We start from the raw sequence: 22,839 nt of genomic DNA on the forward strand, positions 1-22,839 counted from the left end.
ATTCGGGGCAATCCGACCTCTCCCCGAGGGGAGAGGTCGGATTGCCCCGAATTGCCTTTCGCAATTCGGTTGGCAATCCGGGTGAGGGGGTCTTCTGCCGCCTGTGTGCGCAAAAAAATGTCGGAACCGTCCTTCGCCATGCGTCCTTGAGAGGCAAGGCGCGTTGCCGGAACCTTGGCGCGCGTCGTCAAAATCCCCACAGATGGAGATGACGATGATCACCTTTCCCAACGAATCCCAGGAATACCGCGCCGCCCGCGAAACCCTTTTGCAGAAGGAGATCGAGCTGCGCCGCGCCATGGAGGATGTGGCCGTCGCCCGCCGCGCGCTGCCCAAGGGCGGGCTGGTGCCTGAGGATTATGTGTTCGACGGGCTTGGCGCCGATGCCAAGCCGGCGCGCATAAAACTGTCGGAGCTGTTCTCGCCTGGCAAGGACACGCTGATCGTCTACTCGATGATGTTTCCGCGCCATCCGCAGGAGACGCGCGATGTGGCGACAAGCGGCGGCACGGCCAAGCTCGCGCGGGCCGACCAGCCATGCCCGTCCTGCACGGCGCTGCTCGACCAGTTCGATGGCGCCATTGGCCATCTGGAGGCCGCCGGCTTCAATTTCGCCGTGGTGGGCAAGACCGCGCTCGAAAACCTGATCACGCTTGGCCGCGACCGCGGCTGGACGAACATGCGGCTGGTCTCCTCGGCCGGCAACAGCTTCAAGCGCGACTACCACGCCGAGGCCGACGATGGCGCGCAGTTGCCGATGCTGTCGGTGTTCCATCGCGATGCCGACGGCATCCGCCATTTCTGGAGTTCCGAGCTCGGCTTCGCGCCGTCCGAACCCGGCCAGGATCCGCGCGCCATCGGCACTTGCGAGCCCTTGTGGAACCTGATGGATTTCACGCCGGAGGGCCGGCCGAACTGGGACGAGCAGCTGCAGTATGCCGGCGCGTGCTGCCACTGAGGCGGGCTCTGCCTTCTCCCCTTGTTGTGGGAGAAGGTGGATCGGCGCGTTAGCGCCGAGACGGTTGAGGGGTGTTGGAAGAAATGAGGCGCTGGCAATTGTGCGCCGTCTCGGCGTTGATGGGCGGTTGTGAGTGGGCGTAACGCCAAGCTGGAACACCCCTCATCCGACCTCGCTGCGCGAGGCCACCTTCTCCCACAGGGGGAGAAGGGAGGACGCTCCAATCTCCGCGCAACTTCGCCGCTTGAGTCGCGTTGGAACTCCGAGGACACATGAAACCCCGGAGGTTCCAATGAGACCGCATCTTGCCATTGCAGCACTTGCCCTGCTTGCCGCCGCGCCGACGGCCTTCGCCCAGTCCGCCGCGCCGGCCGATATACCTGCTGTCGCCGGAACCAAGGTCGACACCGAGACCTTTACCAAAACCGTCCCCAGCGCCAACCGGTTCGAGATTGAAAGCAGCAAGCTGGCCGAACAAAAGAATGTCGCCGCCGATGTGAAGGATTTCGCCTCGTTGATGGTCAAAGATCACACCAAGGCTGGTGAGGACTTCAAGGCAGCTCTCGAACAGAGCCAGACCACCGCCTCGGTGACACCGAGCGGCCCCGCTTTGTTGCCGAAAGACCAGGCGATGCTGGACCAGCTAAAGACCCTCGACGGCGATGAATTCCAGGCGAAATACATCATCCTGCAGACCGAGGCGCACAAGCAGGCATTGGCGCTGTTTTCCACCTATGCGCGGTCAGGCGAAGACCCGGCGCTGAAGGAATTCGCCAAGAAGACGCTACCGACGCTGCGGATGCACGAAGAGCGCATAAAGGATTTGGTGGCCGCCCACAGCTAATGCATGTCGCCCAAAAGCATGCCCTCGGGCCTGACCCGAGGGTGCGCAGCGGTTTTGGGATAACGACATGCATAAAACAAGAACTTAAAGCGCGTCGCGATGCGCTTTAAGCTGGCGCTGCTCTCAGCTGGTTTTGATCTGCTCGACCGCGGTCACCAACAGTTCGGCCATGGCGCTGCGAATCTGATGATCCGACTGGGCGACGCCCGCCGCGTCGAGATCGGCGCGTATCTTGCGGAACACATCGTCGTCGCCTGCCTCTTCGAAGTCCGCGCGCACCACCTCTTTCGCATAGGCGTCGGCGTCCTCGCCGGTCTTGCCGAGCTTTTCGGCGGCCCATAGGCCGAGCAGCTTGTTACGGCGCGCCATGGCCTTGAACTTCGTCTCCTCGTCCATCGCAAACTTCTTTTCGAAGCCTTCCTGACGGTCTCTAATACTGCTCATGGTTTGCCTCGTTCAGGTGTTAAGTCTCCGACCTTCATCCGATGGAGAAGAAGAGCGGCGGGCCGAACATGGCGTGCATATACGTCATAAGCAAGACCGGACCGTTCATTCCGCGGGACAATCGCTTCCAGGTTGGCGCTGCGCCCTCACATCCGATCTCCCCCCTTGCGGGGGAGATGTCCGGCAGGACAGAGGGGGGTGGGACGGATCTCCAACTTCAGCCATTCCCAGCCGGGAATCAGCCGGAGGGCTTGGCTGCGATGGGCTGACAGGCCGGAGGGACAGCACCCCCCTCTGTCCTGCCGGGCATCTCCCCGGAGATCGGCAGCTCCGCCAACTGCCTTTCGCACCGATGTGATTTGACGTTACCGCGCCGCGACCTACTCTCGAATACTGACGGGATGAGCCGAGGAGGCGAGCGATGCAGTCACCTTTCAACGGGATTCGGAACGTCACGCTGGCAGCGGCAGTGATCCTTGCTGCCGGCACCGCGGCTTACGCCCATCACGGCTGGTCGTGGACCGAGGACGGCTTTTTTGAACTCCGGGGCAAAATCACGGCCATCTATATCGGCAATCCGCACGCCACGCTGGACGTCGACGCGGACGGAGAGGTCTGGCGGGTGGAGATGGCGCCGCCGTCCCGAACGATTGCCGCCGGCTTCACCGAGGAGGTTGCCAAGGTCGGCGACGAGGTGACCGCGATCGGCAACCGCTCGCTCGACGAGAAAGAAAAGCGCATGAAAGCAGTCCGGATCATCGTCGGCGGCAAGACGTATGATGTTTATCCCGACCGCGTGCCGCCAGCCTGAATGGACGAGTTTCTCGCCGGCATCGAGCAACTCGCCTTCGTGCGGGGACTGAAAGCCTCCTTCATCGCTTACCCCATCGTCAATGCGCTGCACATCATGTCGATCGGCGCGCTGCTGACCAGCGTCTGGCTCATGGATCTCAGGATCTTGGGCGCCTTCCGCTCGCTGCCGCAGGCGCCATTCGTCGCGCTGCTGCGCCGCACCGCATTTACCGCATTTGCCGGCGCGCTTGTCACGGGGTCGCTGCTCTTTTCAGTCAGGGCGAGCGAGTATGCGGCGATGCCGATTTTCCTCACCAAGATGACGCTCATCCTCCTCGCCGGCGCCAACTTCCTCATCTTCATGCGCCGCGCAAAAGGCGGTGACGAGCCGGCCAGCGGGACGGTCACCATCCTGGCTGTGCTCTCGCTGGTGCTCTGGATGTCGGTGCTTTTCGCGGGACGGTTTATTGGGTTTCTCAACTGAGGCGGGGTGACGGCACTGGCGTTCGCAACGTGCGAGATGGTGCGCGGCGACATCGAAACGCAGACCGAGGCGTCGCTGAAGGCGCTGAAACATTGCCTGGAAGCGGTGGGCACCTCGCTCGACAGCGTGGTAATGTGCGCATCTATGCCGTCAATTCCGGTTTCTACAACGCCATCAACCGGGTCTATGCGAAGTATTTTCGACGAACCCACCGGCGCGCAGCTTCGTGCCGGTGGCGTCATGGCCGATGGAGTTCGATATCAAGATTGAGTATGTGGCGGTGGCGTGAGGGGAGCGACCGTTCCCTTTTCGAGCTGACGTTGGTCGAGGACGGCGGCGAGATGCAGCTCGGCCACAACGCGACTTCGCCAAGGACAGCAGCAACGCTAACCACATGATCAACCGCGAGTTTATGGGACGCTACCTCGATAACAATATGTGGATGTGGTGACGCGTCTTGTATGCTCTAATCGACATCGAGACTCATCTATACACTCGCATCAAAGGCCAACTATGCAGCCTCGAATTCGCAAAAAATTATCTGAGGTCGCTGCCGAATATGAACTCGGCGCAACTAGCGATTTGCAAGATAGAGCCTATCGCATGATTGAATACGCCGTTGGCCGCCACGATTGGTATGAAGACCAGCGCGGTAAATTGTTTCAGGCTGCGTTGGGAATGCTATCCTTTGTTGCTGCTGCGGCGGCAATAGTTAATTCAGTTGGGGGATCTAAATATTTTGTTTTCTTTCTTGGCTTAGGCCTAATAGTACTTGGAATTACAGCATGCCGCCTGATCGTGATGTACACTCAAGTTTCAGAGAAAAATCATCCTTATAGAAAAGCCGCTGACATTAAAAGCTGGTACTACAGATACACGGTTTCCGGTGATATTGTTGACGATCTTGACGTTCTGTTCGGGCATGAGGATAAGGAGGCAGCGGTCGATGATGTTAGGAGAAATTTTAGGGATTTCTTGAAGGCTATTTCGGGATCTTTAGACTGCAAAGTCCTACTAAAGGAGGACCTTCAACAGGTATTTATTTTGTACCTTTTGCAAAATTATCGGCAGGTTAATTTGAAGAAGATGTATAATGTCACAAAGAGGGGAACTGTCACATCGATGTTTTTCTTCGGTCTGGCCTTGGTCGTTCTGATGTGTTCACCTGCAAAAGAAATAATTAATGACATACGCAATAACGTCAAAATCGGAAACTGACGCCTGCTGTGAGGCGATCTCCGAAGTTTTTTTGCACGGCAAGCGCGTCAAGAGATCTCTGGAGATCAGCCCGCTGGTTATATTTATACCGTATTCGTCGGAGAGCTTTACGTATTTCTCTGAACGACGTTACGAGTACGGTGAGCTACTTGGTATTCGAGGAATAAAGGCGATAGAAAGAACGGCTCGCGTCTATACCTCGGAGAAGGACCGAGTTAGCAAACCTAGCTATCGCAGCCGGCTGGAGAACTTTCCGGACACGACTTCGAGACCCGTCCCATTGAATGCCATCAACCAAATTGAAAAGCTAATAAGTGAAGTCTCTGCATTTCCGCGTGCCAGTACCCATGTTTTTACTTTCTTTAGACCGTCTGATTTGTACAATAAAAGATGGCCTGGCTACGTTCCGTGCCCTACGAGTGGAGATTTTAAATACAGAGATGGAAAATTATCTTTAAACGTTATGTTTCGATCTTGTGACATATTAAACTTTCTATATAACGACATATACTATCTTCGCCAGATTCAATTTTCCGTTCTCAACAAAGCCAAGGAAGTAGATGGTTCAAAGCTGCCACCGACGACACAGCCAGGACAGTTGAATCTGTTTCTGTCCAGAGCGTTCATCCAGACGTGGGAGATAGCTCCAATCCAGAATTTGGTAGAGGTTATAGATAATACGAAGCAATTTCTGGCACGCTAGTTGGCATTCAATAGTGCCCTCAGGCAAAATACTCCTGCAGCGGCCGCACTTCCAAACTCCCCGCCCGCAGCGCCGCAATCGCCTCCGCCACGGCAGCCGCACCCGACAGCGTCGTGTAATACGGCACTTTCTGCATCAGCGTCGCCCTGCGCAGCGATTTGGAGTCCGACACCGCCTTTTGCCCGTCCGTGGTGTTGAAGACGATCTGCACCTGGCGGTTGCGGATGGCGTCTTCGATGTGCGGGCGGCCTTCCAGCACCTTGTTGATTTTCTCGGCGGCGACGCCGTTTTCGGCGAGGAAGCGCGCGGTGCCTGACGTGGCGAGCACCTTGAAGCCTTGGCCGGCGAGGCGCTTGACCGCCGGCAGGATGCCTTTCTTGTCCTCGTCGCGCACCGAGACGAACAGCGTGCCCGCGCGGGGGAGATCAACACCCGCCCCGAGCTGGCTCTTGGCGAAGGCCAGCGCGAAGTCGCGGTCGAGGCCCATGACTTCGCCGGTCGAGCGCATTTCCGGGCCGAGCAATATGTCGACGCCGGGGAAGCGGGCGAAGGGGAACACCGCTTCCTTGACCGCGATGTGGCCGGGATTTCTGGGATCGGGCATGGCGCCGTAATGGGCGAAGGCGTCTTCCAGCTTCTCGCCGGCCATGATGCGGGCGGCAATTTTCGCAATGGGCCGGCCGATGGTCTTGGCGACGAAAGGCACGGTGCGCGACGCCCGCGGGTTTACCTCCAGCACATAGACGGTGCCGTCCTTGATCGCATATTGCACGTTCATCAGCCCGCCGACATTGAGCGCGCGAGCAAGCGCCGCCGTCTGGCGCTCCAACTCGTCGACAAGCTCCGAAGGCAGCGAATGCACCGGCAGCGAGCAGGCGCTGTCGCCCGAATGGATGCCGGCCTCCTCGATGTGTTCCAGGATGCCGGAGACGAAGGTCGACTTGCCGTCACACAGGCAGTCGACATCGACCTCGATGGCGCCTGACAGATAAGTGTCGAACAGCAACGGGTTCTTGCCCAAGAGCGTGTTGATCTGGCCTGTCTTGTCGTTGGGGTATTTCTGCTTGATGTCCTCCGGCACCAGGCCGGGCACGGTGTCGAGCAGGTAGGATTGCAGCATGCTCTCGTCGTGGATGATCTGCATGGCGCGGCCGCCCAGCACATAGGACGGGCGCACCACCAGCGGGAAGCCGAGCTCGCCGGCGACGAGGCGGGCCTGCTCGACCGAATAGGCGATGCCGTTCTTCGGCTGGCTGAGGCCGAGCTTGTGCAACAGCTTCTGGAAGCGGTCGCGGTCTTCGGCCAGATCGATCATGTCGGGCGAGGTGCCGAGGATCGGAATGCCGGCCTTCTCCAGCGCATCGGCCAGCTTCAGCGGCGTCTGGCCGCCGAACTGGACGATGACGCCGACCAGCTCGCCTGAGGCCTGTTCGGCGCGCAGGATCTCCAGCACGTCCTCCGGCGTCAGCGGCTCGAAATAGAGCCGGTCCGAAGTGTCGTAGTCGGTCGAGACGGTCTCCGGATTGCAGTTGACCATGATCGCCTCGAAGCCGGCGTCGCGCAGCGCAAAGGCGGCGTGGCAGCAGCAATAGTCGAACTCGATGCCCTGGCCGATGCGGTTCGGGCCGCCACCGAGGATGACGACCTTGCGGCGCGACGACACCTGCGCCTCGTTGGCGAGCGCGCCGGCGAAAGGCACCTCATAGGTCGAATACATGTAGGCGGTGGGCGAGGCGAATTCGGCGGCACAGGTGTCGATGCGCTTGTAGACGGGGTGAACGTCTAGCTTGTCGCGTATCTTCTGGATCTCTTCGACGTCTTTCCTGACCAGCGACGCGAGGCGGGCATCGGAAAAACCCATCGCCTTCAGCATGCGCAGATTGGCGGCATCCCCAGGAATGCCGTGTTCGCGGATGCGGTCCTCCATGGCCAGGATGCCGGCGATCTGTTCGAGGAACCACGGGTCGATCTTGCACATGGCGTGCACGTCTTCGAGCGAGGTGCCCATGCGGATCGCCTGCGCCACCATGCGCAGCCGGTCGGGCGTCGGCGTGCCCAGCGCGGCGCGAATGGCGTTGCGATCGTCCGCGTGGCTGGCCGCGCCGTGCGCGATGCCGGGAATCTCGATCTCGTCGAGGCCGGTGAGGCCGGTTTCCAGTCCGCGCAACGCCTTCTGCAGCGATTCCTGGAACGTTCGGCCGATGGCCATGACCTCGCCGACCGACTTCATTGCCGTGGTCAGCACCGGCTCGGCGCCGGGAAATTTCTCGAAGGCAAAGCGCGGGATTTTTGTGACGACGTAATCGATCGACGGCTCGAAGGAGGCCGGTGTCGCGCCGCCGGTGATGTCGTTTTCCAGCTCGTCCAGCGTGTAGCCGACGGCGAGTTTTGCCGCGATCTTGGCGATGGGAAAGCCGGTCGCCTTGGAGGCGAGAGCCGACGAGCGCGAGACGCGCGGGTTCATCTCGATGACCACCAGGCGACCGTCGGCCGGGTTGACGGCAAACTGCACGTTGGAGCCGCCGGTCTCAACGCCGATCTCGCGCAGCACCGCGATCGAGGCGTTGCGCATCATCTGATACTCTTTGTCGGTCAAGGTCAGGGCAGGGGCGACGGTGATCGAATCGCCGGTGTGCACGCCCATCGGGTCGATGTTCTCGATCGAGCAGACAATGATGCAGTTGTCGGCCTTGTCGCGGACGACCTCCATCTCATACTCCTTCCAGCCGAGCACGCTTTCCTCGATCAGCACTTCGGTGGTCGGCGAGGCATCGAGGCCGGACTGGACGATCTCGTAGAATTCGGCGCGGTTGTAGGCGATGCCGCCGCCGGTGCCGCCCATGGTGAAGGACGGGCGGATGATGGCGGGCAGGCCGACATGGTCGAGCGCCTGTGCGGCGATCGCCATGCCATGGCTGATATAGCGCTGCTTGCGGTCGCCCTCGCCGAGGTTCCAGCGGGTTTCCAGCGCGTCGAGGGCGGCGTCGAGGTTTTCGGGCTTCTCGGCCTTCAACGCGGCGCGCTCGGCCTCATGCGTCTTGCGGTCGGCGTTCTTGACGTCGGTGGCGTTGGCCAGCATCGACTTCGGCGTTTCCAGGCCGATCTTCTTCATCGCCTCGCGAAACAGCGCGCGGTCCTCGGCCTTGTCTATTGCCGTGGCGTCGGCGCCGATCATCTCGACATTGTAGCGCTCGAGCACGCCCATGCGGCGCAGCGACAGAGCGGTGTTGAGGGCGGTCTGGCCGCCCATGGTCGGCAGCAGCGCGTCGGGCCGTTCCTTGGCGATGATCTTGGCCACCACTTCCGGCGTGATCGGCTCGATATAGGTGGCGTCGGCCAGCTCCGGGTCGGTCATGATGGTGGCCGGATTGGAATTGACCAGGATGACGCGAAAACCCTCTTCCTTGAGCGCCTTGCAGGCCTGGGTGCCGGAATAGTCGAACTCGCAGGCCTGGCCGATGACGATGGGGCCGGCCCCGATGATCAGGATCGACTTGATGTCGGTGCGTCTTGGCATATCGAGGGTCCGTTCGGCAGGCGGCTTGCACGAAAAACCGGACGGGAAGACCCGGCCGGTTGTGCTCGCGATTCTGGTATCAGGCTAGGAGGGCCTTATAGGGAAGAGTTTTGCCTGATGTAACCCCCTAAAATGCGAGTAGGGGAGTAGGGGAGTAGGGCAGTAGGGCAGTAGGGCAGTAGGGCAGAGGTTCGAGCGCCTTTAAACATACTACCCTACTGCCCTACTGCCTTATTCCCTAATCCAGCCAACTGATCCGTGATCTCGAAGCGTTCGGAGACGCCTACGCGGATCATGTTCAGGGTGCCTTCGCGGGTGAAGCGGAATTCGCCTGATGCATCGGAACTGGTCGGCAGGCCGGCGGCGAAGCTGATGACGCGCGTGCCGCCGTCGGGCCAGGTCACCGTCACATTGGCTTTGCCGTCGGCCAGCCGCTCGACATTGGCTCCGCATCTGGTCATCGGCTGGCCGACATAGCGCGCGCAAGGAATCTCGTTGCGGGCACCAGGGACTGGCGGCCCTGGCGGCTGCAGCCGCGCAACGGTTTGGGCGTCGGCCGGAGGCGCCGTATTGGCGGCGCGGCTCTGGACGGGCTCCGTCGCTGCGGACACCTGCATCTCCCCCGTCGAAGGATTTCCGCTGGCAGCGAGCGCCAAGGCATCCTCGATGGCGGCCCTGCCGATTGCCTCAGCCGCCGTCATCATGGTTTCGGGACCGGTCGCGCCCAGGCGCGCCGTCAGGTCCGGCAGCGGCTGATCTGCGGTTGCCGGGTTCGAGGCCCCGGCTGGGGCTGTGCCTTCGCCGGCCGTTTCGGTATCCGCATCCGCAACGGCCGCCGGATTCTCGGGGTTCAGGTAGCGCGCGGGGGCCCATCCGGTCAGTTGCGGGTTGTCGATCTCCGCGACCTTGCACCAGCGGTAGCCATTGACGTCATTACAGCCGAGATTGTTGACGCTCGTACCATTCGGCAGTCGAGCCTGGATCTTGCCCATCGCCGATGCCGTGGCGCGGACGTTCAGGAGATCGCCTGGAGCGAGGTCGGTCACGATGGAAACGACCGGCGCCTCCTCGGCCGTGGCCGGCAGCGCAGCCAGCAGGAGAGGGGCGGCAATCAGCGCGTACAGCGTCGTTCGGAGCGTAACTGTGCGCCTCATCATTTTGGCCGTGGGCGATAGATGCATTACCGAAGGCGCGGCCAGGTACGGAAACGCCACCGGACGCCAGCTCGATTTTATAAGGGACGACATGGCGCTATGTAAGCCCGAAAATGCGACCCTGGCATGAAGACGGTCCAGCCGGGCGGCATGAGCTCACTCAGCCTGGCATGAGCTCGTGCCTCGCTCAGCCGGGCTGAACGCGTTCCGCGTTCAGCCTGGCATAAATCCGGTGCGTAGCGCGTGGGCCCATTCCGGCCGTCCCGCCTGTTCGGCCTGCCGCGCCGCCGCCTCGTGGTCATAATCGACGGCGATGGCCTCGAAGCGGTCGGGGCGGCCCGGCTCACCCAGTTGGACGATGCCGTAGCGTGCATGCGGAGAGCCTTGCTCGGAAACATGCGCCGGTGGTGTCGAATCGTCATAGGCGGGACAGCCGATGCTGCCCGGATTGAAGACGACCGGGCCGTCGGGGATACGGATCAGCTCGCTGCGGTGGCTATGGCCGCACAGCACGATGCGGCAAGCGGGATCGAGCGCGCCCAGCCGTCGCTTGATGGCGGCCAGCGGCGCGCGCACCAGCTGACCGTCGGCTATCGTATCGGAAAGATATTTTTCGTCGTGGTCGGGCCGGGCATGGAAGGCGATCACGCCAGGGGTGATCTCCAGCGTGAGGGGCAAGGCGAACAACGCTTCGCGCTGAGCCGATGTCAACCGTTCCTGCGCGTAGCGGTCGGACGGCCACATGGTTTCATCGGCGGTGTCGCGGGCGACGCGGCGGTCGTGATTGCCGCGCACCGTCGGCAGGGCGAGCGCTTCAAGCCGCTCCATGGTTTCGCGCGGCCAGAGCGGCCGGAGACGCAATCGCCGAGATTGACGACAAGGTCGGCGCCGCCGCGTTGCCGCAGATCGTCGAGCACGGCGTCCAGGGCGAGGACGTTGCCGTGGATATCGGCGAGGACCGCAATGCGCATATGGTTAGCTCCGTTGGGGTCGAATGACTGGTCGGGAAGGGCCTGGCAGGATTTTGGTCCTCTCCCCGTTACGGGGCGAGGAACAGCCTCAGGCGTGGATTTCGATCTCGTTGGCGCCGACTGCGGGCAGTGCAGTATCGTCGACGGTAGCTGCAATGACGCTGTCGAGCAGGCCCGGAAAGCGGGCATCGAGGTCGTCGCGGCGCAGTGTAATCAGCCGGCTGGTGCCGACCACCTCGGCGCGGGTCACGCCGGCCTCCCGCAGCTTGGCCAAATGATAGCTCAGATTGGTCTTCGAGCCGAGATCGAGGAATTGGCTGCAGTTCAGCGGCACGCCTTCTTTGCTGGCGAGATAGCGCACGATGGCCAGCCGCGTGGGATCGCCGAGCACGGCAAGCACGTTCGGCAGGCTGATCTGGTCGGCGGTGGGATGGGGCAGGGGCAGGGTCATGCCCAGGAATTAAGCGCAATCGGGGCCGATTTCAACGCATCTCCTCCTTTGGCGAGTGCACATAGTTTCTACATTCATGCCCTGTCCTGACACAGGGCTGTCAGCAGGGGTCAGCTATTTTCGCGAGGTTACATTGACATGATGCCCTGTTATGTTCAATTGTTCAATAAATTTTGAACTAAGGAAGAATCCATGGACAAGCGTCTCATCTGGCTTGCGCTCGGATCATTCACGATCGCGACCGAAGGCTTCGTCATTTCAAGCCTGTTGCCCGACATCGCGGCCGATGCCGCCATCTCCGTTCCACTCGCCGGGACGCTGATCACCGCCTTCGCGCTCGCCTATGCGCTCGGTACGCCGATCCTGGCGACACTTACCGGCGAATGGGACCGGCGGCGCGTCATCTTGTGGACGCTGGTGTTTTTCGTGCTGGGCAATCTGGCGGCGGCGCTGAGTTCCTCTTTCGAATTGCTGCTGATCGCGCGCATCGTAATGGCGTTGTCGTCCGGCCTGTTCGCGGCGACGGCGCAAGGGACGGCCGTGGCGCTTGTCGATGATCATCACCGCGCCCGCGCCATTGCCGTTGTCGTCGGCGGCACCACGGTCGCAGTGGCGGTCGGCGCGCCGCTCGGTGCACTTGTCGCGACCGTTGCCGGCTGGCGCGGCACGTTCTTTGCCATCGCCGGGCTCGGCGCACTGGCCGGCGCCATCCTGTGGTACCGGCTGCCGCGCGGCATCGTCGGCACCAAGCTGCCGCTCAGACAGCGGCTGGCCGCAACCCTTCGCCCCGGCGTGCCATCGATCCTGCTGACCACGCTGCTGGCGCTCACCGGCGCCTTCACGGTCTTTGCCTTTGTCGCGCCGCTAGCCATCGAAGGCGGGGGCTTGAGCCCGATCGCGCTGCCCGGCATGCTGCTTGCCTTCGGCGTCGGCGCCGTCATCGGCAACATTGCCGGCGGGCAGGCGGCCGACCGCTTCGGCGCGACGCGCACCGTCAGCTGGTCGCTGGCGCTGAGCGCCGTGATGCTGGTCATGCTCTCGGTTATCCCGGCATTCCTGCCGCACAGCATCGCCGGGCCGGCGCTGATGGCGATGATGGTGCCGTGGGGTATCGTCGGCTGGGCCTTCCCGCCGGCGCAGGCGAGCCGCATCATCAGGCTGGCGCCCGACGCAGCACCCATCGTGCTGTCGCTCAACGGCTCGGCGCTCTATCTCGGCGTGGCGCTGGGCGCCGTGGTCGGCGGCGCGGTGCTGCGCTATGGCGCGCCGGCCGATCTCGGCCTGGTCGCAGCAGTGTTCCCGATCCTGGGTCTTGGCGTCATGCTGGCCGGCCACCGGGCGGCCCGGGCGGTGGCAATGCCGGCGGAATAAGTTCTGGCTACCGCCGCTGTTCGAGACCTCAGGGCGCTGCCGGCGGTATACCAAATTCCAGCGCGGCGATGTCGTCCAGCGCCGCGCGCAACATTGCCGCCTGCTCCTTGCCGACCACGTCCTCGAAACGCTGCTGGGCGACGTGCCACAGCTTCATGGCCTCTTCGAGCTTGATCAGGCCCTGCGGCGTCAGCCGCACGCGCTTGATACGGCGGTCATCCGGATCAGTGAAAGTCTCGACATAACCGTCGCGGATCAGCGGCTTAAGCGTATGGCCGAGCGCCGACAGGTCCATGACCAGGGCCGCGGCGATGGCGCCCATGGCCGGCTCGTCTCCGATATGGATCTGGTAGAGCAGGCCTTGCTGAGTGGCCTTCAGGCCCGACGGGGCGACCACATCGTCGTAGAACTGACCAAGCTTGCGCGTCGCGCGGCGCAGCACGGCGTTGTTGCAAAGGGTCAGGCCCGGAAGGGTGTCTTTCGACATGATGGGTCCTTGGCGACGGCGACATGATGCCCGTTCGCTGCCTCACAAATAATCCCCGTGTCAATCATTGACAAGATAGTGGCATATACCTACTTCGAAAACAGTGGCATATGCCACTAATTGAATCGCACGGTTTTGCCGGCAAGGCGAGGGCGGTCCCCACAGTGCCTGCACCAGTTCGAAGCGAAGCAGATCATCCGAAAAAAAGGAACAGGACAATGAGTGGACAGAACAACAAGGGCACGGCGGTTGTCACCGGCGCCTCGTCGGGCATCGGCGCTGTTTATGCGGACCGGTTGGCGGGGCAGGGCTATGATCTGGTGCTGGTGGCGCGGCGCGCCGAGCGGCTGGAGGACCTGGCCGGCAAGCTGCGCGCCGAATACGGCCGCAAAGTCGGTGTGATCAGCGCCGATCTTGCCGACGACAACGATGTGCGCCGCGTCGAGCAGGTGATATCAGCCGACGACAGCGTGACGCTACTGGTCAACAATGCCGGACTTGGCGGCGCGCAAGTCGTGGCAACGGCCGACGCCGACGTGGCCGAGCGGATGATCAAGGTCAATGTCGTGGCGCTGACCCGGCTGACGCGCGCGGTCCTGCCGGGACTGCTGTCGCGCAACCGCGGCGCCATCGTCAACATCGCCTCGGTGCTGGCCTTCGACACCTCGTTCGGCGGTATCTACAGCGGCACCAAGGCCTATGTCGTCAACTTCACCGAAGCCTTGCAGCGCGAAGTCACCGGCACCGGGGTGAAGGCGCAGGTGGTGCTGCCAGGGGCCACGCGAACCGAGTTCTGGGAACTTGCGGGCAGCGATATCGACAGCCTCCCGAAGGAGATCATCATGACGGCCGACGATCTGGTGGATGCAGCACTTGTCGGCCTTGCCAGGGGTGAAGCCGTCACCGCACCGGCGCTTGCCGATGCGGCCAAGCTGGACATCTTCCTTGGCGCTCGGCAAGCCTTCTATGGCAGCTTGCATGCTGACAAACCGGCGGCACGCTACGCGGCTTGAGAGCCGAGGAGGGATAGGCGCCCTCGCAAAATTTGGGTTCCTCGCCCCCACAGAGGTGGGGAGAGGAACTCAGGCGTTTAGGCTGTTCGCCACATCGGGATGATCGAGGCGGCGAGCAGCAGGCCGAGCATGATGTTGAGCATTCGCCACTGCCGCTCGGTTCTGAGCAACCGGGCGAGCAGCGCGCCGGCCACGCACCACGCCGACAGTGACAGCGCCGCTGCCAGGCCGAAGACCGCGCCGAGTAGCAGGGCAAGCTGCAGCGGTCCATTGGCGAGCGCGGCAAAAGATGCCGCCGCCCCCAATCCCATCGCCCAGCCCTTGGGGTTCATCCATTGCAGGCTGGCGCCACCGAAAAAGCTGTTCGGCTTTGCCATGGTCACGTCCAGATTGGGTGGACCGCTGCGGCCGATCTTGACGGCGAGCCAGATCAGATAGAGCGATCCGGCTATCTTCATCGCCAGCTGCAGGGACGGAGCCGCCGCCAGCAGGCCGGCGAGCCCGGCCGCACCTGCCGCGGCCACCGTGGCCAGGCCGGCAGCACTTCCGGCCATCAGCGGAACCGAGCGGCGAAAGCCGAACTGCGAGCCCGACGCTGTCGACAAGGTCGTGGCCATGCCTGGCGTGGAGGTCGAGACCAGCGCAAACAGGACGAGCGGAAGGATGGCCTCAAACATGCTGTTTCCTCTGTTGAGAATCCAGCATGCTAAGCATTGTTATGCATCAGTAAATGCAATGTTTGCTATGGTTGGCATTAGAGAATATAATGCAAACCATGATCCGCAATCTCGACACGGCCTTGGTCAGGACCTTCGTCACCGTCGCCGACAAGGCCAGCATGACGGCGGCTGCGAACGCGCTGCATCTGACGCAGGGCGCCGTCAGCCAGCAGATCAAGCGGCTGGAGGAGGTTCTCGGCTGCAGCCTGTTCAAGCGCGACCGGCGCGGGCTGAGACTGACCCGTTCCGGGGAACGACTGTTCGGCAAGGGCAAGCGCCTGCTCTCCCTGAACGACGAGATCTGGGCCGAGATGGCGACCAGCGCGGTCGCTGGTGAGGTGCGGCTCGGCGTGCCGTACGATCTTGTCGGCACCATGCTTGCGCCGGTGCTGAAGACCTATGCCGAGACCTATCCGCAGGTCGAGATTTCGCTGGTCTGCGCCTCGTCGCCAGAGCTTTCGGCGGCATTGGCGACTGGCACGATAGACCTTGCCGTGATCGAGGAACCGGTCGGTCCGTCCGCCGGCGAATGTCTCGCCATCGACCGGCTGGTCTGGGTCGGCGCGAGAGGCGGCATAGCCCGCCGCAAGCGGCCTTTGCCGGTTTCGATGGTGGCCGACACCTGCGCCTTCCGCCCGGCGGTGCTGGCGGCGCTCAACGAGCATGGGCTGGAATGGCGGACCGTGTTCGAGAACGGCAACCTCGACGCGACGACGGCGACTGTGCGTTCGGACCTGGCCGTCACGACCTGGCTGGCCTCCACCGTGCCGGGCGATCTCGACATCCTGGCCGCCGATCCGGAGCTGCCGGCCTTGCCGAATTTCTCGATCAATTTGCATCTGCCGAAGCATGGTGTCGGGCCGGCGGCGCGGGAGTTTGCCGCGTGCATCCGCGACGGGCTGGCGCGGCGGCAACAGGCGGCGTGATCGGCAAAATGGCAAAGGGACGGCCGATGTCGGTCATCCCCTTGTTGTTAACGCAGCGCGCGGTCGTCTATTTCCAGGTTCGGCGTCTCTCGATCTCGGCTTCGGACGGCTGTTCCTGGGCGAAAGACCCGGTCTTGATCTCACCGCCACGTTCATAGGTCGCCATGATGACGCCGGTGGTCGATACCTGTGAGCGGCTCAGCTTGAAGGCCGCCGGAATTGCGCCGCTGCCGAACAACCGCTTACCCTTGCCAAGCACCAGCGGGAAGGTCAGCAGGCTGATCTGGTCGATCAAGTCATTGGCGAGCAAGGTCTGGATGAGTTCGCTCGATCCCTGGATGAGCAGGTCCGGGCCGTCCTCCTGCTTGAGCTGGCGCAGTGCGGCCACGACGTCGTCGCCGAGCCACTGGCTGTTTTGCCACGACAGCGTATCGGGCCGGTGCGTTGCCACATATTTGGTGGCGGCGTTGAAGCTGTCGGCGATCGGACCGCTCTTCTGGTACGGCCAATGCGCGGCGAAGATGTCGTAGGTCTTGCGGCCTAGGAGCAGCGCGAAGGGTTTTGCGAAGGTCTCACCAATAAAGGCGCCTCCGACGTCGTCCCAGTAATGGAACGTCCAGCCACCGAATTCGAAGCCGCCGACCGGGTCTTCTTCCGGCCCGCCAGGCGCCTGCATGACGCCGTCGAGGCTGACGAATGTCGCAGTGATGATCTTCCTCATGGATTCTCCCTTTTCATTTTCCGTGCCGTTTAGGCCGAGTTCGGCCAAAGGACGCGCGAATGGACGCCGGTCCGACAGGGGCCGGAAAAATTTCCGGCATTCCGGTTCACGAAGGCCCGATGCTCCGCGACGAGAACCAGACGTCTCCGATGATCGCAGTGGCGGTCCTATCTGGGGCCGCTTCGCTCGTTAGCCAGATCGAACGGCTGCGAGCCGCGCTTTCGCGGTCGATTTTCGCCGCGGAACTTGCGAGCGAGGCGCCGATGCAAGGGATGAACCATGACCGCATGAACGGATCGCAGGCAAGACCCTTATCCGTGCGGGTCACCATCACCGCGAGGCCAACGCGCTCCGCCGGACGCCACGGAAAGACCATGCGGCCGCCGGGTTTCAGCGCCTTCAACCACTCGGCCGGAGGTGCCGCGACGCCGGCATTGACATAGATGATGTCGGACGGTGGCAGGCCGCTGATGACCGCATCGCCATGGATGACAGCCACCTCGTCATAAGCTTCGAGATTCTTTCTCGCGCGGTCGGCGAGACTGGATTCCAGTTCGAACGCTGTGACTGCGCCGCCCGGTGAAACCAGCCGTGCCAACAGAGCTGTGTAATAGCCGGTGCCTGCGCCGACATGGGTGACGGTCTCGCCGGGTTTTGGCGCCACCTTGCCGATCCACATGGCGTGCAGAAACGGCTCGCCATTGTTGATGCCCTTGTCAGCGTCAAGCGCTACCAGCACGTTCTGATAGATGTGAACAGGATCGGCAGTTGGCGTTTCGACCTTGCCGTTGCCGGCGACGACCATCCACGGCCCGGGCCCGAGAAAAACTTCGCGCGCCACCGCGGCGAACACGCCTTCGAGACGCGGATCGGCCGAACCTGCATTGGCAGCCATCAGTCGCGCGTAGAATTTTCGAGCTTCGGCAATCCGCGTCATGGCTTGGCAAGATAGCGCGGATTGACGATTTGTCGCGTCCGCCCTGGCTGAGAGAAACTTTCAGCCAATGCCGGCGACGGTGTCGTAGAGCAGCTTGAAGTTGAGCACCAGGATGAGGGCGGCGACCACCCATGCAAGCGCGGCGACGCCCCGCGGAATGGCGAGATTGCCCATCTTCTTTTTGTCCGACACGAACTGCACGAGTGGGATCACCGCGAAGGGCAATTGCATCGACAGGATCACCTGACTGAAGACGAGGAGCTGGCCGGTTCCCTTCTCGCCATAGAGCGCGGTGACGACCACCACCGGGACGATGGCGATGCCGCGCGTCAGCAGGCGGCGCGCCCATTGCGGAATGCGCAGGCGCAGGAAGCCCTCCATCACGATCTGGCCGGCGAGCGTCGCCGTCACCGTGGAGTTCAGGCCGGAGGCAAGCAGCGCCACGGCAAACAGGATCGAAGCGATGCCGAGGCCGAGCAGCGGCGAGAGAAGCTCGAAGGCCTGGCCGATTTCGGCGACGTCGTGATGACCGGTGCCATGGAAAGCCACCGCCGAGACGATCAGGATGGAGGCGTTGACGAACAGCGCCAATATCAAGGCGATGGTCGAGTCCATCGTTGCCCATTTGATGGCATCGCGCTTGCCGGCTTCGGTGCGCTCATAGGCGCGGGTCTGCACGATTGAGGAATGCAGATAGAGATTGTGCGGCATCACGGTGGCGCCGATGATGCCGATGGCGATGTAGAGCATCGCCGGGTTGGTGACGATCTCCGACGACGGCACGAACATGGAATGCAGGATCGAGCCGACCGGCGGAGCGGCGGCAAAGATCTGGATGGCGAAGCAGCCGAAGATGATGATCAAAAGCGCAACGATGAAGGCTTCGAGGTAACGGAAGCCCCTGTTCATCAGCAGCAGAACGAGGAAAGCGTCGAGGGCGGTCAAGACGGCGCCGCCGATCAGCGGAATGCCGAACAGCAGCTGCAGCGCAATCGCCGTACCGATGACCTCGGCCAGGTCGCAGGCGATGATGGCCAGCTCGCAGGCGATCCACAGCATGAAATTGACCGGCCGCGGATAGTAGGCACGGCAGGCCTGGGCGAGGTCGCGACCGGTGGCGATGCCGAGCCTGGCGGCGAGCGCCTGCAGCAGGATCGCCATCAGGTTCGACAGCATGATGATGAAGAGCAGCGTGTAGCCGAACTGGGCGCCGCCGGCGAGGTCGGTCGCCCAGTTGCCCGGATCCATATAGCCGACCGAAACCATGTAGCCCGGCCCCATGAAGGCGAACAGCCGGCGAAACCAGACGCCCGACTGCGGCACCGCGATCGAGGCGTTGACCTCGCGCAGGCTTGGCTGCTCGTCCTCTTCCGGCCGGGCAAATCGCCACATGGTTCGGGATGCTGCTGCGGCTTCGGCTTCTGACATTTGGGGGATTTTCCGCTGGATCGTCTAAGTTGCCGTTTCTATCTATGTCAGGGCTGAACATTATGCAATATGCTATGTTTTATTGTTTGTGCTTTTGAATAATGCCCCTGCTGGCGACGCACGGGTGAATCGGAAACGCTGGTTGCGCCTGCCGTCGAATGCAAATAAACGGCCAGAAGAATGGAAGCCCGTGCTATGAATGTGCAAATGCCGGCCCATTCGCTGACAGACGAGGAGGAGCGCGTATTGGCGCTGAAAAACAGACCGGTTCCACGCGAAAAGCCGCTGCCTGACGCCGAAATTCACTCGGAGGGATTTAGGCAGACGCGTGAAGCGCGCCGCAGCGCGCTGGTCGAGGATTATGTCGAGCTCATCGCCGACCTGATTGAGGACGGCAACGAGGCGCGCCAGGTCGACATCGCGGCGCGGCTCGGCGTCGCCCAGCCGACCGTCGCCAAGATGCTGACGCGACTGTGCGCGGACGGGCTCGTCTCGAGGAAACCCTACCGGGGCGTGTTCCTGACCGATGCCGGCCGCAAGGTCGCGGAGGAGAGCCGCATTCGCCACCAGACGGTGGAAGCCTTCCTGCGCTCGCTCGGGGTCAGCGCCGAGACGGCGCGCATCGATGCCGAGGGCATCGAGCACCATGTCAGCGCCGAGACGCTTGAAGCGTTTCGCAAGGCGATGACGGCGACACGCTAAGTCTACAGCCATTGTCGACAGTCCTGCCGGAACCGCCGCGTTGCCGCTGCGTTTGAGATCGTGCCACGCGATGGCGCGAGGCCGAGGAGGATACGATGGGCGTTGAACAGGCACCGACACCGAAGGGCAAGCAAGCTGCCAAGGGATTGAAGCAAGCTGCGGCGAAGGACGAGCGCAAGACGGAAGCGGATACCGGTCGCCCGCTCAAAAAGAGTGCGGCCCGCTTCGAGGAGCGCTCGAAAAGCTCGGACGGCAAGAGCGCTGGCGCCAAGCAGAAGATCTGAGCGTAGCCAAGAGCCAGAAAGGCGCTGACAGAGTGTCCGCAGCGTGGAACCGGGCGCCAAATGGACGGTGGTGTAACTCACTCAAGGTTGGCGAGCAGCATGGCGACAGTGCGAGCGGAACTTCGTCCACGAGCACGACGCCGCCTGGTCCCTCGCACAGCGAGGGATGTCGGCAAAAAAGGGGAAAACGGAAGGCGGCTGTAACGTTGCTGCGCTCGTGCCTTTCATGCGAAAAATTCTGTGACTTGCCTCAGCCGTTGGGATAATTGTTATCAGTCCGATCGAGCCGAGACACGGCCCCGATCGACCGGAAATTTGCACCACGAGGATTTGCCATGCTCTGGAAGGGTCGTCGTCAAAGTGACAATGTCCAGGACCAACGTGGTCAGAGCGGCGGCGGGTTCAACCTGCCGGGCGGCGGCCCCGGCCGGTTCCGCATCCCGGTCGGCGGCCGCTCTGGCGGCGGAATGTCGCTGTCGACCATCGTCATTCTCGTGGTCCTCTACTTCGGACTGAAGGCCTTCGGCATCGATCCGCTGCAGATCCTGGCCGGCGGCGATGGCGGCCTGGCGCCGGGCGGCGGCGGCCAGATCACCGACAATAGCGGCGAGCAGGGCGGTGGCACCGGTGCGCCGGCCTCCGACGAGATGAAGCAGTTCGTCTCGACCGTGCTGGCCGAGACCGAGGATACCTGGAGCGGCATTTTCCAGGCCAACGGCCTGACCTACGAAGATCCGAAGCTGGTTCTGTTCAGCGGACAAATCCGCTCGGCCTGCGGCTCCGCCTCGTCTGCGGCCGGACCTTTCTACTGTCCCGGCGACCGCAAGGTCTATCTCGACACCACCTTCTTTCAGCAGCTCGACCAGCAATTCGGCGCCTCGGGCGATTTCGCCCAGGCCTATGTGATCGCGCATGAGGTCGGCCATCATGTGCAGAACCTCACCGGCATCCTGCCCAAGTTCAACCAGATGCGCCAGCAGATGGGCGAGGCCGAATCCAACCACATGTCGGTGCAGGTCGAGCTCCAGGCCGACTGCTTCGCCGGCGTCTGGGCGCATTTCACCGGGCAAAAAGGCATCCTGGAACAGGGTGATATGGAAGAGGCGCTGAACGCCGCCCAGCAGATCGGCGACGACACGATGCAGAAGAAGATGCAGGGCTACGTCATTCCGGAAAGCTTCAACCATGGTACGTCGCAGCAGCGGCAGACCTGGCTGGCGCGCGGCTACAGGAGCGGCAAGCTCTCGGATTGCGATACGTTCAACACCCCCATCTGAGGGCATTCGGGCTTTCCTGTTGAAGTGACCGTTGAAGCGGCGGGCGGCGCTGCAGGACGTGGCCGCACTCATGTCGACAGTTGATGTCAGGATCAAAATCCCTGGCGCGTTCCCTTATTGTTCTGCGTGGCTGACTCGCCTATAACGAGTTCTTTCGCCTTCGCTCCGAGGCGGCGCCAGGAGTCGATACCGTCATGATCGAAGCCAAAACCGCCAGGCGGGGTCTTGCGCTTGTTTTCACCACGCTGTTGCTCGACATCACCGGCATCGGCATCATCATGCCGGTGCTGCCGGCCTATCTGCAGGAGCTGACCGGCGTTGGTGTCAGCGAAGCGGCGATCGAGGGGGGCTGGCTGTTCTTCGTCTATGCGGCCATGCAGTTCCTGTTCGCGCCGCTGGTCGGCAATCTCAGCGACCGCTTCGGGCGCCGCCCGATCCTGCTGGCCTCAGTGCTGACCTTCGCCATCGACAATCTGATTTGCGCGGTGGCCTGGTCCTATTCTGTTCTGTTCATCGGCCGGGTGCTGGCCGGCATCAGCGGCGCCAGCTACTCGACCGCCTCCGCCTTCATCGCCGATATCAGCACCGACGAGAACAGGGCGAAGAATTTCGGCCTGCTTGGCATCGCCTTCGGTGTCGGGTTCATCATCGGCCCGGTGCTGGGCGGGTTGCTTGGCGAATTCGGGCCGCGCGTGCCGTTCTGGGGCGCGGCGGGGCTTGCACTCATCAACTTCATCGTCGGCTGGTTCTTCCTGCCGGAAACGCTGGAGCAGCACCATCGGCGTCGGCCGCGCCAATCCTCTCGGCGCCCTCAAGCAGATGCGCAACTATCATGGCATCGGCTGGATCGGGCTGGTGTTCTTCCTGATGACGCTCGGCCACATGATGTACCCTGCCGTGTGGTCGTTCGTCGGCAGTTACCGCTATGGCTGGAGCGAACAGCAGATCGGCCTCTCGCTCGGCGTCTTCGGTCTTGGCGGGGCACTGGTGATGGGTTTTGTCCTGCCGCGCGTCATTCCACGGCTCGGCGAATGGCGGACCGCCGCCATCGGTCTTGCTTTTACCGCGCTCGCCGCCTTCGGCTATGCTGCGGCATGGAAGGGATGGATGATCTATGCGGTGATCGTGGCGACCTGCCTCGAGGCGCTGGCCGACCCGCCGCTGCGGAGCCTGGCGGCGGCCAAGGTGCCGCCCTCCGCGCAGGGCGAATTGCAAGGTGCGATGACGAGCGTGTTTTCGATCACCAGCATCATCACGCCGCTGCTTTATACCGGAATCTTCGCCTGGTTCACCGGGCCGAGCGCGCCGGTGGTGTTCGGCGGCGCGCCCTTTGTGCTCGGCGGCATTTTTCTTGCCTTGTCGTTAATAGCATTCGTGCTCAGGGTCGAAAGACCGGTCGCGGTGAAGGACGTCACGACGGCGACGGTGCGAACCTGAA

General features: G+C 62.5%; 21 protein-coding genes and 2 pseudogenes. 13 read left to right on the plus strand and 10 right to left on the minus strand.

Features of this window, described 5'->3' with window-relative positions; translation table 11 throughout:
- The first annotated feature begins 214 nt into the window (after nucleotides 1-214).
- Together EN885_RS06670 and EN885_RS06675 are read left to right on the plus strand one after the other, a co-directional pair.
- Nucleotides 215-958: a DUF899 family protein gene (locus EN885_RS06670; RefSeq protein ID WP_128243276.1), complete on the plus strand. Its 744-nt coding sequence runs from the start codon at nucleotides 215-217 to the stop codon at nucleotides 956-958.
- Between the two features lie 292 nt (nucleotides 959-1,250).
- Nucleotides 1,251-1,802, plus strand: coding sequence for a DUF4142 domain-containing protein (locus EN885_RS06675; protein WP_128243277.1), 552 nt, complete (start codon nucleotides 1,251-1,253; stop codon nucleotides 1,800-1,802).
- Nucleotides 1,803-1,925: 123 nt separating this feature from the next.
- Here the strand turns inward: EN885_RS06675 and EN885_RS06680 are convergent, their stop codons facing one another.
- On the minus strand, nucleotides 1,926-2,246 hold the full coding sequence (locus EN885_RS06680; protein WP_126105334.1) for a DUF1476 domain-containing protein: 321 nt from the start codon (nucleotides 2,244-2,246) through the stop codon (nucleotides 1,926-1,928).
- A 421-nt stretch (nucleotides 2,247-2,667) separates the two neighbouring features.
- Between EN885_RS06680 and EN885_RS06685 the strand changes: the two genes are divergently transcribed.
- The 4 genes from EN885_RS06685 to EN885_RS06700 all read left to right on the plus strand — a co-directional run bounded on the left by EN885_RS06685 (nucleotide 2,668) and on the right by EN885_RS06700 (nucleotide 4,740).
- Nucleotides 2,668-3,057: a DUF6152 family protein gene (locus EN885_RS06685; protein ID WP_128243278.1), complete on the plus strand. Its 390-nt coding sequence runs from the start codon at nucleotides 2,668-2,670 to the stop codon at nucleotides 3,055-3,057.
- A complete protein-coding gene (locus EN885_RS06690; RefSeq protein ID WP_128243279.1) occupies nucleotides 3,058-3,522 on the plus strand; it encodes a DUF6644 family protein in 465 nt (154 codons plus the stop codon).
- Between the two features lie 6 nt (nucleotides 3,523-3,528).
- The gene (locus EN885_RS06695) at nucleotides 3,529-3,792 is read left to right on the plus strand and encodes a RidA family protein (protein WP_245493013.1); all 264 of its coding nucleotides are present in this window, start codon (nucleotides 3,529-3,531) and stop codon (nucleotides 3,790-3,792) included.
- Between the two features lie 243 nt (nucleotides 3,793-4,035).
- Nucleotides 4,036-4,740: a hypothetical protein gene (locus tag EN885_RS06700; protein ID WP_128243280.1), complete on the plus strand. Its 705-nt coding sequence runs from the start codon at nucleotides 4,036-4,038 to the stop codon at nucleotides 4,738-4,740.
- 722 nt (nucleotides 4,741-5,462) lie between these two features.
- Here EN885_RS06700 and carB read toward each other — a convergent pair.
- The 4 genes and pseudogenes from carB to EN885_RS06725 all read right to left on the minus strand — a co-directional run bounded on the left by carB (nucleotide 5,463) and on the right by EN885_RS06725 (nucleotide 11,530).
- Complete coding sequence (gene carB / locus EN885_RS06710) at nucleotides 5,463-8,960, minus strand: carbamoyl-phosphate synthase large subunit (protein ID WP_128243282.1); 3,498 nt, start codon at nucleotides 8,958-8,960, stop codon at nucleotides 5,463-5,465.
- A gap of 215 nt (nucleotides 8,961-9,175) precedes the next feature.
- Nucleotides 9,176-10,114: an SH3 domain-containing protein gene (locus EN885_RS06715; protein ID WP_128243283.1), complete on the minus strand. Its 939-nt coding sequence runs from the start codon at nucleotides 10,112-10,114 to the stop codon at nucleotides 9,176-9,178.
- A 213-nt stretch (nucleotides 10,115-10,327) separates the two neighbouring features.
- Nucleotides 10,328-11,085 (minus strand): annotated as a pseudogene (locus EN885_RS06720) (metallophosphoesterase family protein).
- Nucleotides 11,086-11,173: 88 nt separating this feature from the next.
- On the minus strand, nucleotides 11,174-11,530 hold the full coding sequence (locus EN885_RS06725; protein ID WP_128243303.1) for a helix-turn-helix transcriptional regulator: 357 nt from the start codon (nucleotides 11,528-11,530) through the stop codon (nucleotides 11,174-11,176).
- A gap of 198 nt (nucleotides 11,531-11,728) precedes the next feature.
- Between EN885_RS06725 and EN885_RS06730 the strand changes: the two genes are divergently transcribed.
- Complete coding sequence (locus tag EN885_RS06730; RefSeq protein WP_127204725.1) at nucleotides 11,729-12,907, plus strand: MFS transporter; 1,179 nt, start codon at nucleotides 11,729-11,731, stop codon at nucleotides 12,905-12,907.
- A gap of 28 nt (nucleotides 12,908-12,935) precedes the next feature.
- On the opposite strand, the gene EN885_RS06735 is transcribed toward EN885_RS06730, so the two are convergent.
- Nucleotides 12,936-13,394, minus strand: a complete 459-nt coding sequence (locus EN885_RS06735; RefSeq protein WP_128243284.1) for a MarR family winged helix-turn-helix transcriptional regulator — start codon at nucleotides 13,392-13,394, stop codon at nucleotides 12,936-12,938.
- Nucleotides 13,395-13,612: 218 nt separating this feature from the next.
- On the opposite strand from EN885_RS06735, the gene EN885_RS06740 reads away from it, so the two are divergent.
- The gene (locus EN885_RS06740) at nucleotides 13,613-14,407 is read left to right on the plus strand and encodes an SDR family oxidoreductase (RefSeq protein WP_128243285.1); all 795 of its coding nucleotides are present in this window, start codon (nucleotides 13,613-13,615) and stop codon (nucleotides 14,405-14,407) included.
- 77 nt (nucleotides 14,408-14,484) lie between these two features.
- On the opposite strand, the gene EN885_RS06745 is transcribed toward EN885_RS06740, so the two are convergent.
- Nucleotides 14,485-15,084 (minus strand): LysE family translocator, encoded by a 600-nt coding sequence (locus EN885_RS06745; protein WP_128243286.1) that lies wholly within the window; start codon nucleotides 15,082-15,084, stop codon nucleotides 14,485-14,487.
- Nucleotides 15,085-15,182: 98 nt separating this feature from the next.
- Here EN885_RS06745 and EN885_RS06750 point away from each other — a divergent pair, with 98 nt between their 5' ends.
- Complete coding sequence (locus EN885_RS06750; protein ID WP_128243304.1) at nucleotides 15,183-16,052, plus strand: LysR substrate-binding domain-containing protein; 870 nt, start codon at nucleotides 15,183-15,185, stop codon at nucleotides 16,050-16,052.
- Between the two features lie 67 nt (nucleotides 16,053-16,119).
- On the opposite strand, the gene EN885_RS06755 is transcribed toward EN885_RS06750, so the two are convergent.
- The 3 genes from EN885_RS06755 to EN885_RS06765 all read right to left on the minus strand — a co-directional run bounded on the left by EN885_RS06755 (nucleotide 16,120) and on the right by EN885_RS06765 (nucleotide 19,138).
- On the minus strand, nucleotides 16,120-16,773 hold the full coding sequence (locus EN885_RS06755) for a dihydrofolate reductase family protein (protein WP_126105343.1): 654 nt from the start codon (nucleotides 16,771-16,773) through the stop codon (nucleotides 16,120-16,122).
- Between the two features lie 106 nt (nucleotides 16,774-16,879).
- The gene (locus EN885_RS06760) at nucleotides 16,880-17,710 is read right to left on the minus strand and encodes a protein-L-isoaspartate O-methyltransferase (RefSeq protein ID WP_128243287.1); all 831 of its coding nucleotides are present in this window, start codon (nucleotides 17,708-17,710) and stop codon (nucleotides 16,880-16,882) included.
- A gap of 60 nt (nucleotides 17,711-17,770) precedes the next feature.
- Nucleotides 17,771-19,138: an Nramp family divalent metal transporter gene (locus tag EN885_RS06765; RefSeq protein WP_128243288.1), complete on the minus strand. Its 1,368-nt coding sequence runs from the start codon at nucleotides 19,136-19,138 to the stop codon at nucleotides 17,771-17,773.
- A 246-nt stretch (nucleotides 19,139-19,384) separates the two neighbouring features.
- Here EN885_RS06765 and mntR point away from each other — a divergent pair, with 246 nt between their 5' ends.
- The 4 genes and pseudogenes from mntR to EN885_RS06785 all read left to right on the plus strand — a co-directional run bounded on the left by mntR (nucleotide 19,385) and on the right by EN885_RS06785 (nucleotide 22,838).
- On the plus strand, nucleotides 19,385-19,840 hold the full coding sequence (gene mntR, locus EN885_RS06770) for a manganese-binding transcriptional regulator MntR (RefSeq protein WP_164897566.1): 456 nt from the start codon (nucleotides 19,385-19,387) through the stop codon (nucleotides 19,838-19,840).
- 95 nt (nucleotides 19,841-19,935) lie between these two features.
- The gene (locus EN885_RS06775) at nucleotides 19,936-20,124 is read left to right on the plus strand and encodes a hypothetical protein (protein ID WP_095488927.1); all 189 of its coding nucleotides are present in this window, start codon (nucleotides 19,936-19,938) and stop codon (nucleotides 20,122-20,124) included.
- Between the two features lie 335 nt (nucleotides 20,125-20,459).
- Entirely contained in the window at nucleotides 20,460-21,401 is a 942-nt protein-coding gene (locus EN885_RS06780; protein ID WP_095488928.1) for a neutral zinc metallopeptidase, read from the plus strand.
- Between the two features lie 194 nt (nucleotides 21,402-21,595).
- Nucleotides 21,596-22,838: pseudogene (locus EN885_RS06785) on the plus strand (TCR/Tet family MFS transporter).
- Nucleotide 22,839: the final 1 nt, after the last annotated feature.

It is taken from the genome of Mesorhizobium sp. M6A.T.Cr.TU.014.01.1.1 (assembly GCF_004022765.1).
In the GTDB taxonomy this organism is placed as follows: Bacteria; Pseudomonadota; Alphaproteobacteria; order Rhizobiales; family Rhizobiaceae; genus Mesorhizobium; species Mesorhizobium mediterraneum.

What these genes read in the sequence shown, in the direction of transcription:
- EN885_RS06670 (WP_128243276.1), top strand. Translation starts at nt 215, where the DNA reads ATGATCACCTTTCCCAACGAATCCCAGGAATACCGCGCCGCCCGCGAA.
- EN885_RS06675 (WP_128243277.1), top strand. Translation starts at nt 1,251, where the DNA reads ATGAGACCGCATCTTGCCATTGCAGCACTTGCCCTGCTTGCCGCCGCG.
- EN885_RS06680 (WP_126105334.1), bottom strand. Translation starts at nt 2,246, where the DNA reads ATGAGCAGTATTAGAGACCGTCAGGAAGGCTTCGAAAAGAAGTTTGCG.
- EN885_RS06685 (WP_128243278.1), top strand. Translation starts at nt 2,668, where the DNA reads ATGCAGTCACCTTTCAACGGGATTCGGAACGTCACGCTGGCAGCGGCA.
- EN885_RS06690 (WP_128243279.1), top strand. Translation starts at nt 3,058, where the DNA reads ATGGACGAGTTTCTCGCCGGCATCGAGCAACTCGCCTTCGTGCGGGGA.
- EN885_RS06700 (WP_128243280.1), top strand. Translation starts at nt 4,036, where the DNA reads ATGCAGCCTCGAATTCGCAAAAAATTATCTGAGGTCGCTGCCGAATAT.
- carB (WP_128243282.1), bottom strand. Translation starts at nt 8,960, where the DNA reads ATGCCAAGACGCACCGACATCAAGTCGATCCTGATCATCGGGGCCGGC.
- EN885_RS06715 (WP_128243283.1), bottom strand. Translation starts at nt 10,114, where the DNA reads ATGAGGCGCACAGTTACGCTCCGAACGACGCTGTACGCGCTGATTGCC.
- EN885_RS06730 (WP_127204725.1), top strand. Translation starts at nt 11,729, where the DNA reads ATGGACAAGCGTCTCATCTGGCTTGCGCTCGGATCATTCACGATCGCG.
- EN885_RS06735 (WP_128243284.1), bottom strand. Translation starts at nt 13,394, where the DNA reads ATGTCGAAAGACACCCTTCCGGGCCTGACCCTTTGCAACAACGCCGTG.
- EN885_RS06740 (WP_128243285.1), top strand. Translation starts at nt 13,613, where the DNA reads ATGAGTGGACAGAACAACAAGGGCACGGCGGTTGTCACCGGCGCCTCG.
- EN885_RS06745 (WP_128243286.1), bottom strand. Translation starts at nt 15,084, where the DNA reads ATGTTTGAGGCCATCCTTCCGCTCGTCCTGTTTGCGCTGGTCTCGACC.
- EN885_RS06750 (WP_128243304.1), top strand. Translation starts at nt 15,183, where the DNA reads ATGATCCGCAATCTCGACACGGCCTTGGTCAGGACCTTCGTCACCGTC.
- EN885_RS06755 (WP_126105343.1), bottom strand. Translation starts at nt 16,773, where the DNA reads ATGAGGAAGATCATCACTGCGACATTCGTCAGCCTCGACGGCGTCATG.
- EN885_RS06760 (WP_128243287.1), bottom strand. Translation starts at nt 17,710, where the DNA reads ATGACGCGGATTGCCGAAGCTCGAAAATTCTACGCGCGACTGATGGCT.
- EN885_RS06765 (WP_128243288.1), bottom strand. Translation starts at nt 19,138, where the DNA reads ATGTCAGAAGCCGAAGCCGCAGCAGCATCCCGAACCATGTGGCGATTT.
- EN885_RS06775 (WP_095488927.1), top strand. Translation starts at nt 19,936, where the DNA reads ATGGGCGTTGAACAGGCACCGACACCGAAGGGCAAGCAAGCTGCCAAG.
- EN885_RS06780 (WP_095488928.1), top strand. Translation starts at nt 20,460, where the DNA reads ATGCTCTGGAAGGGTCGTCGTCAAAGTGACAATGTCCAGGACCAACGT.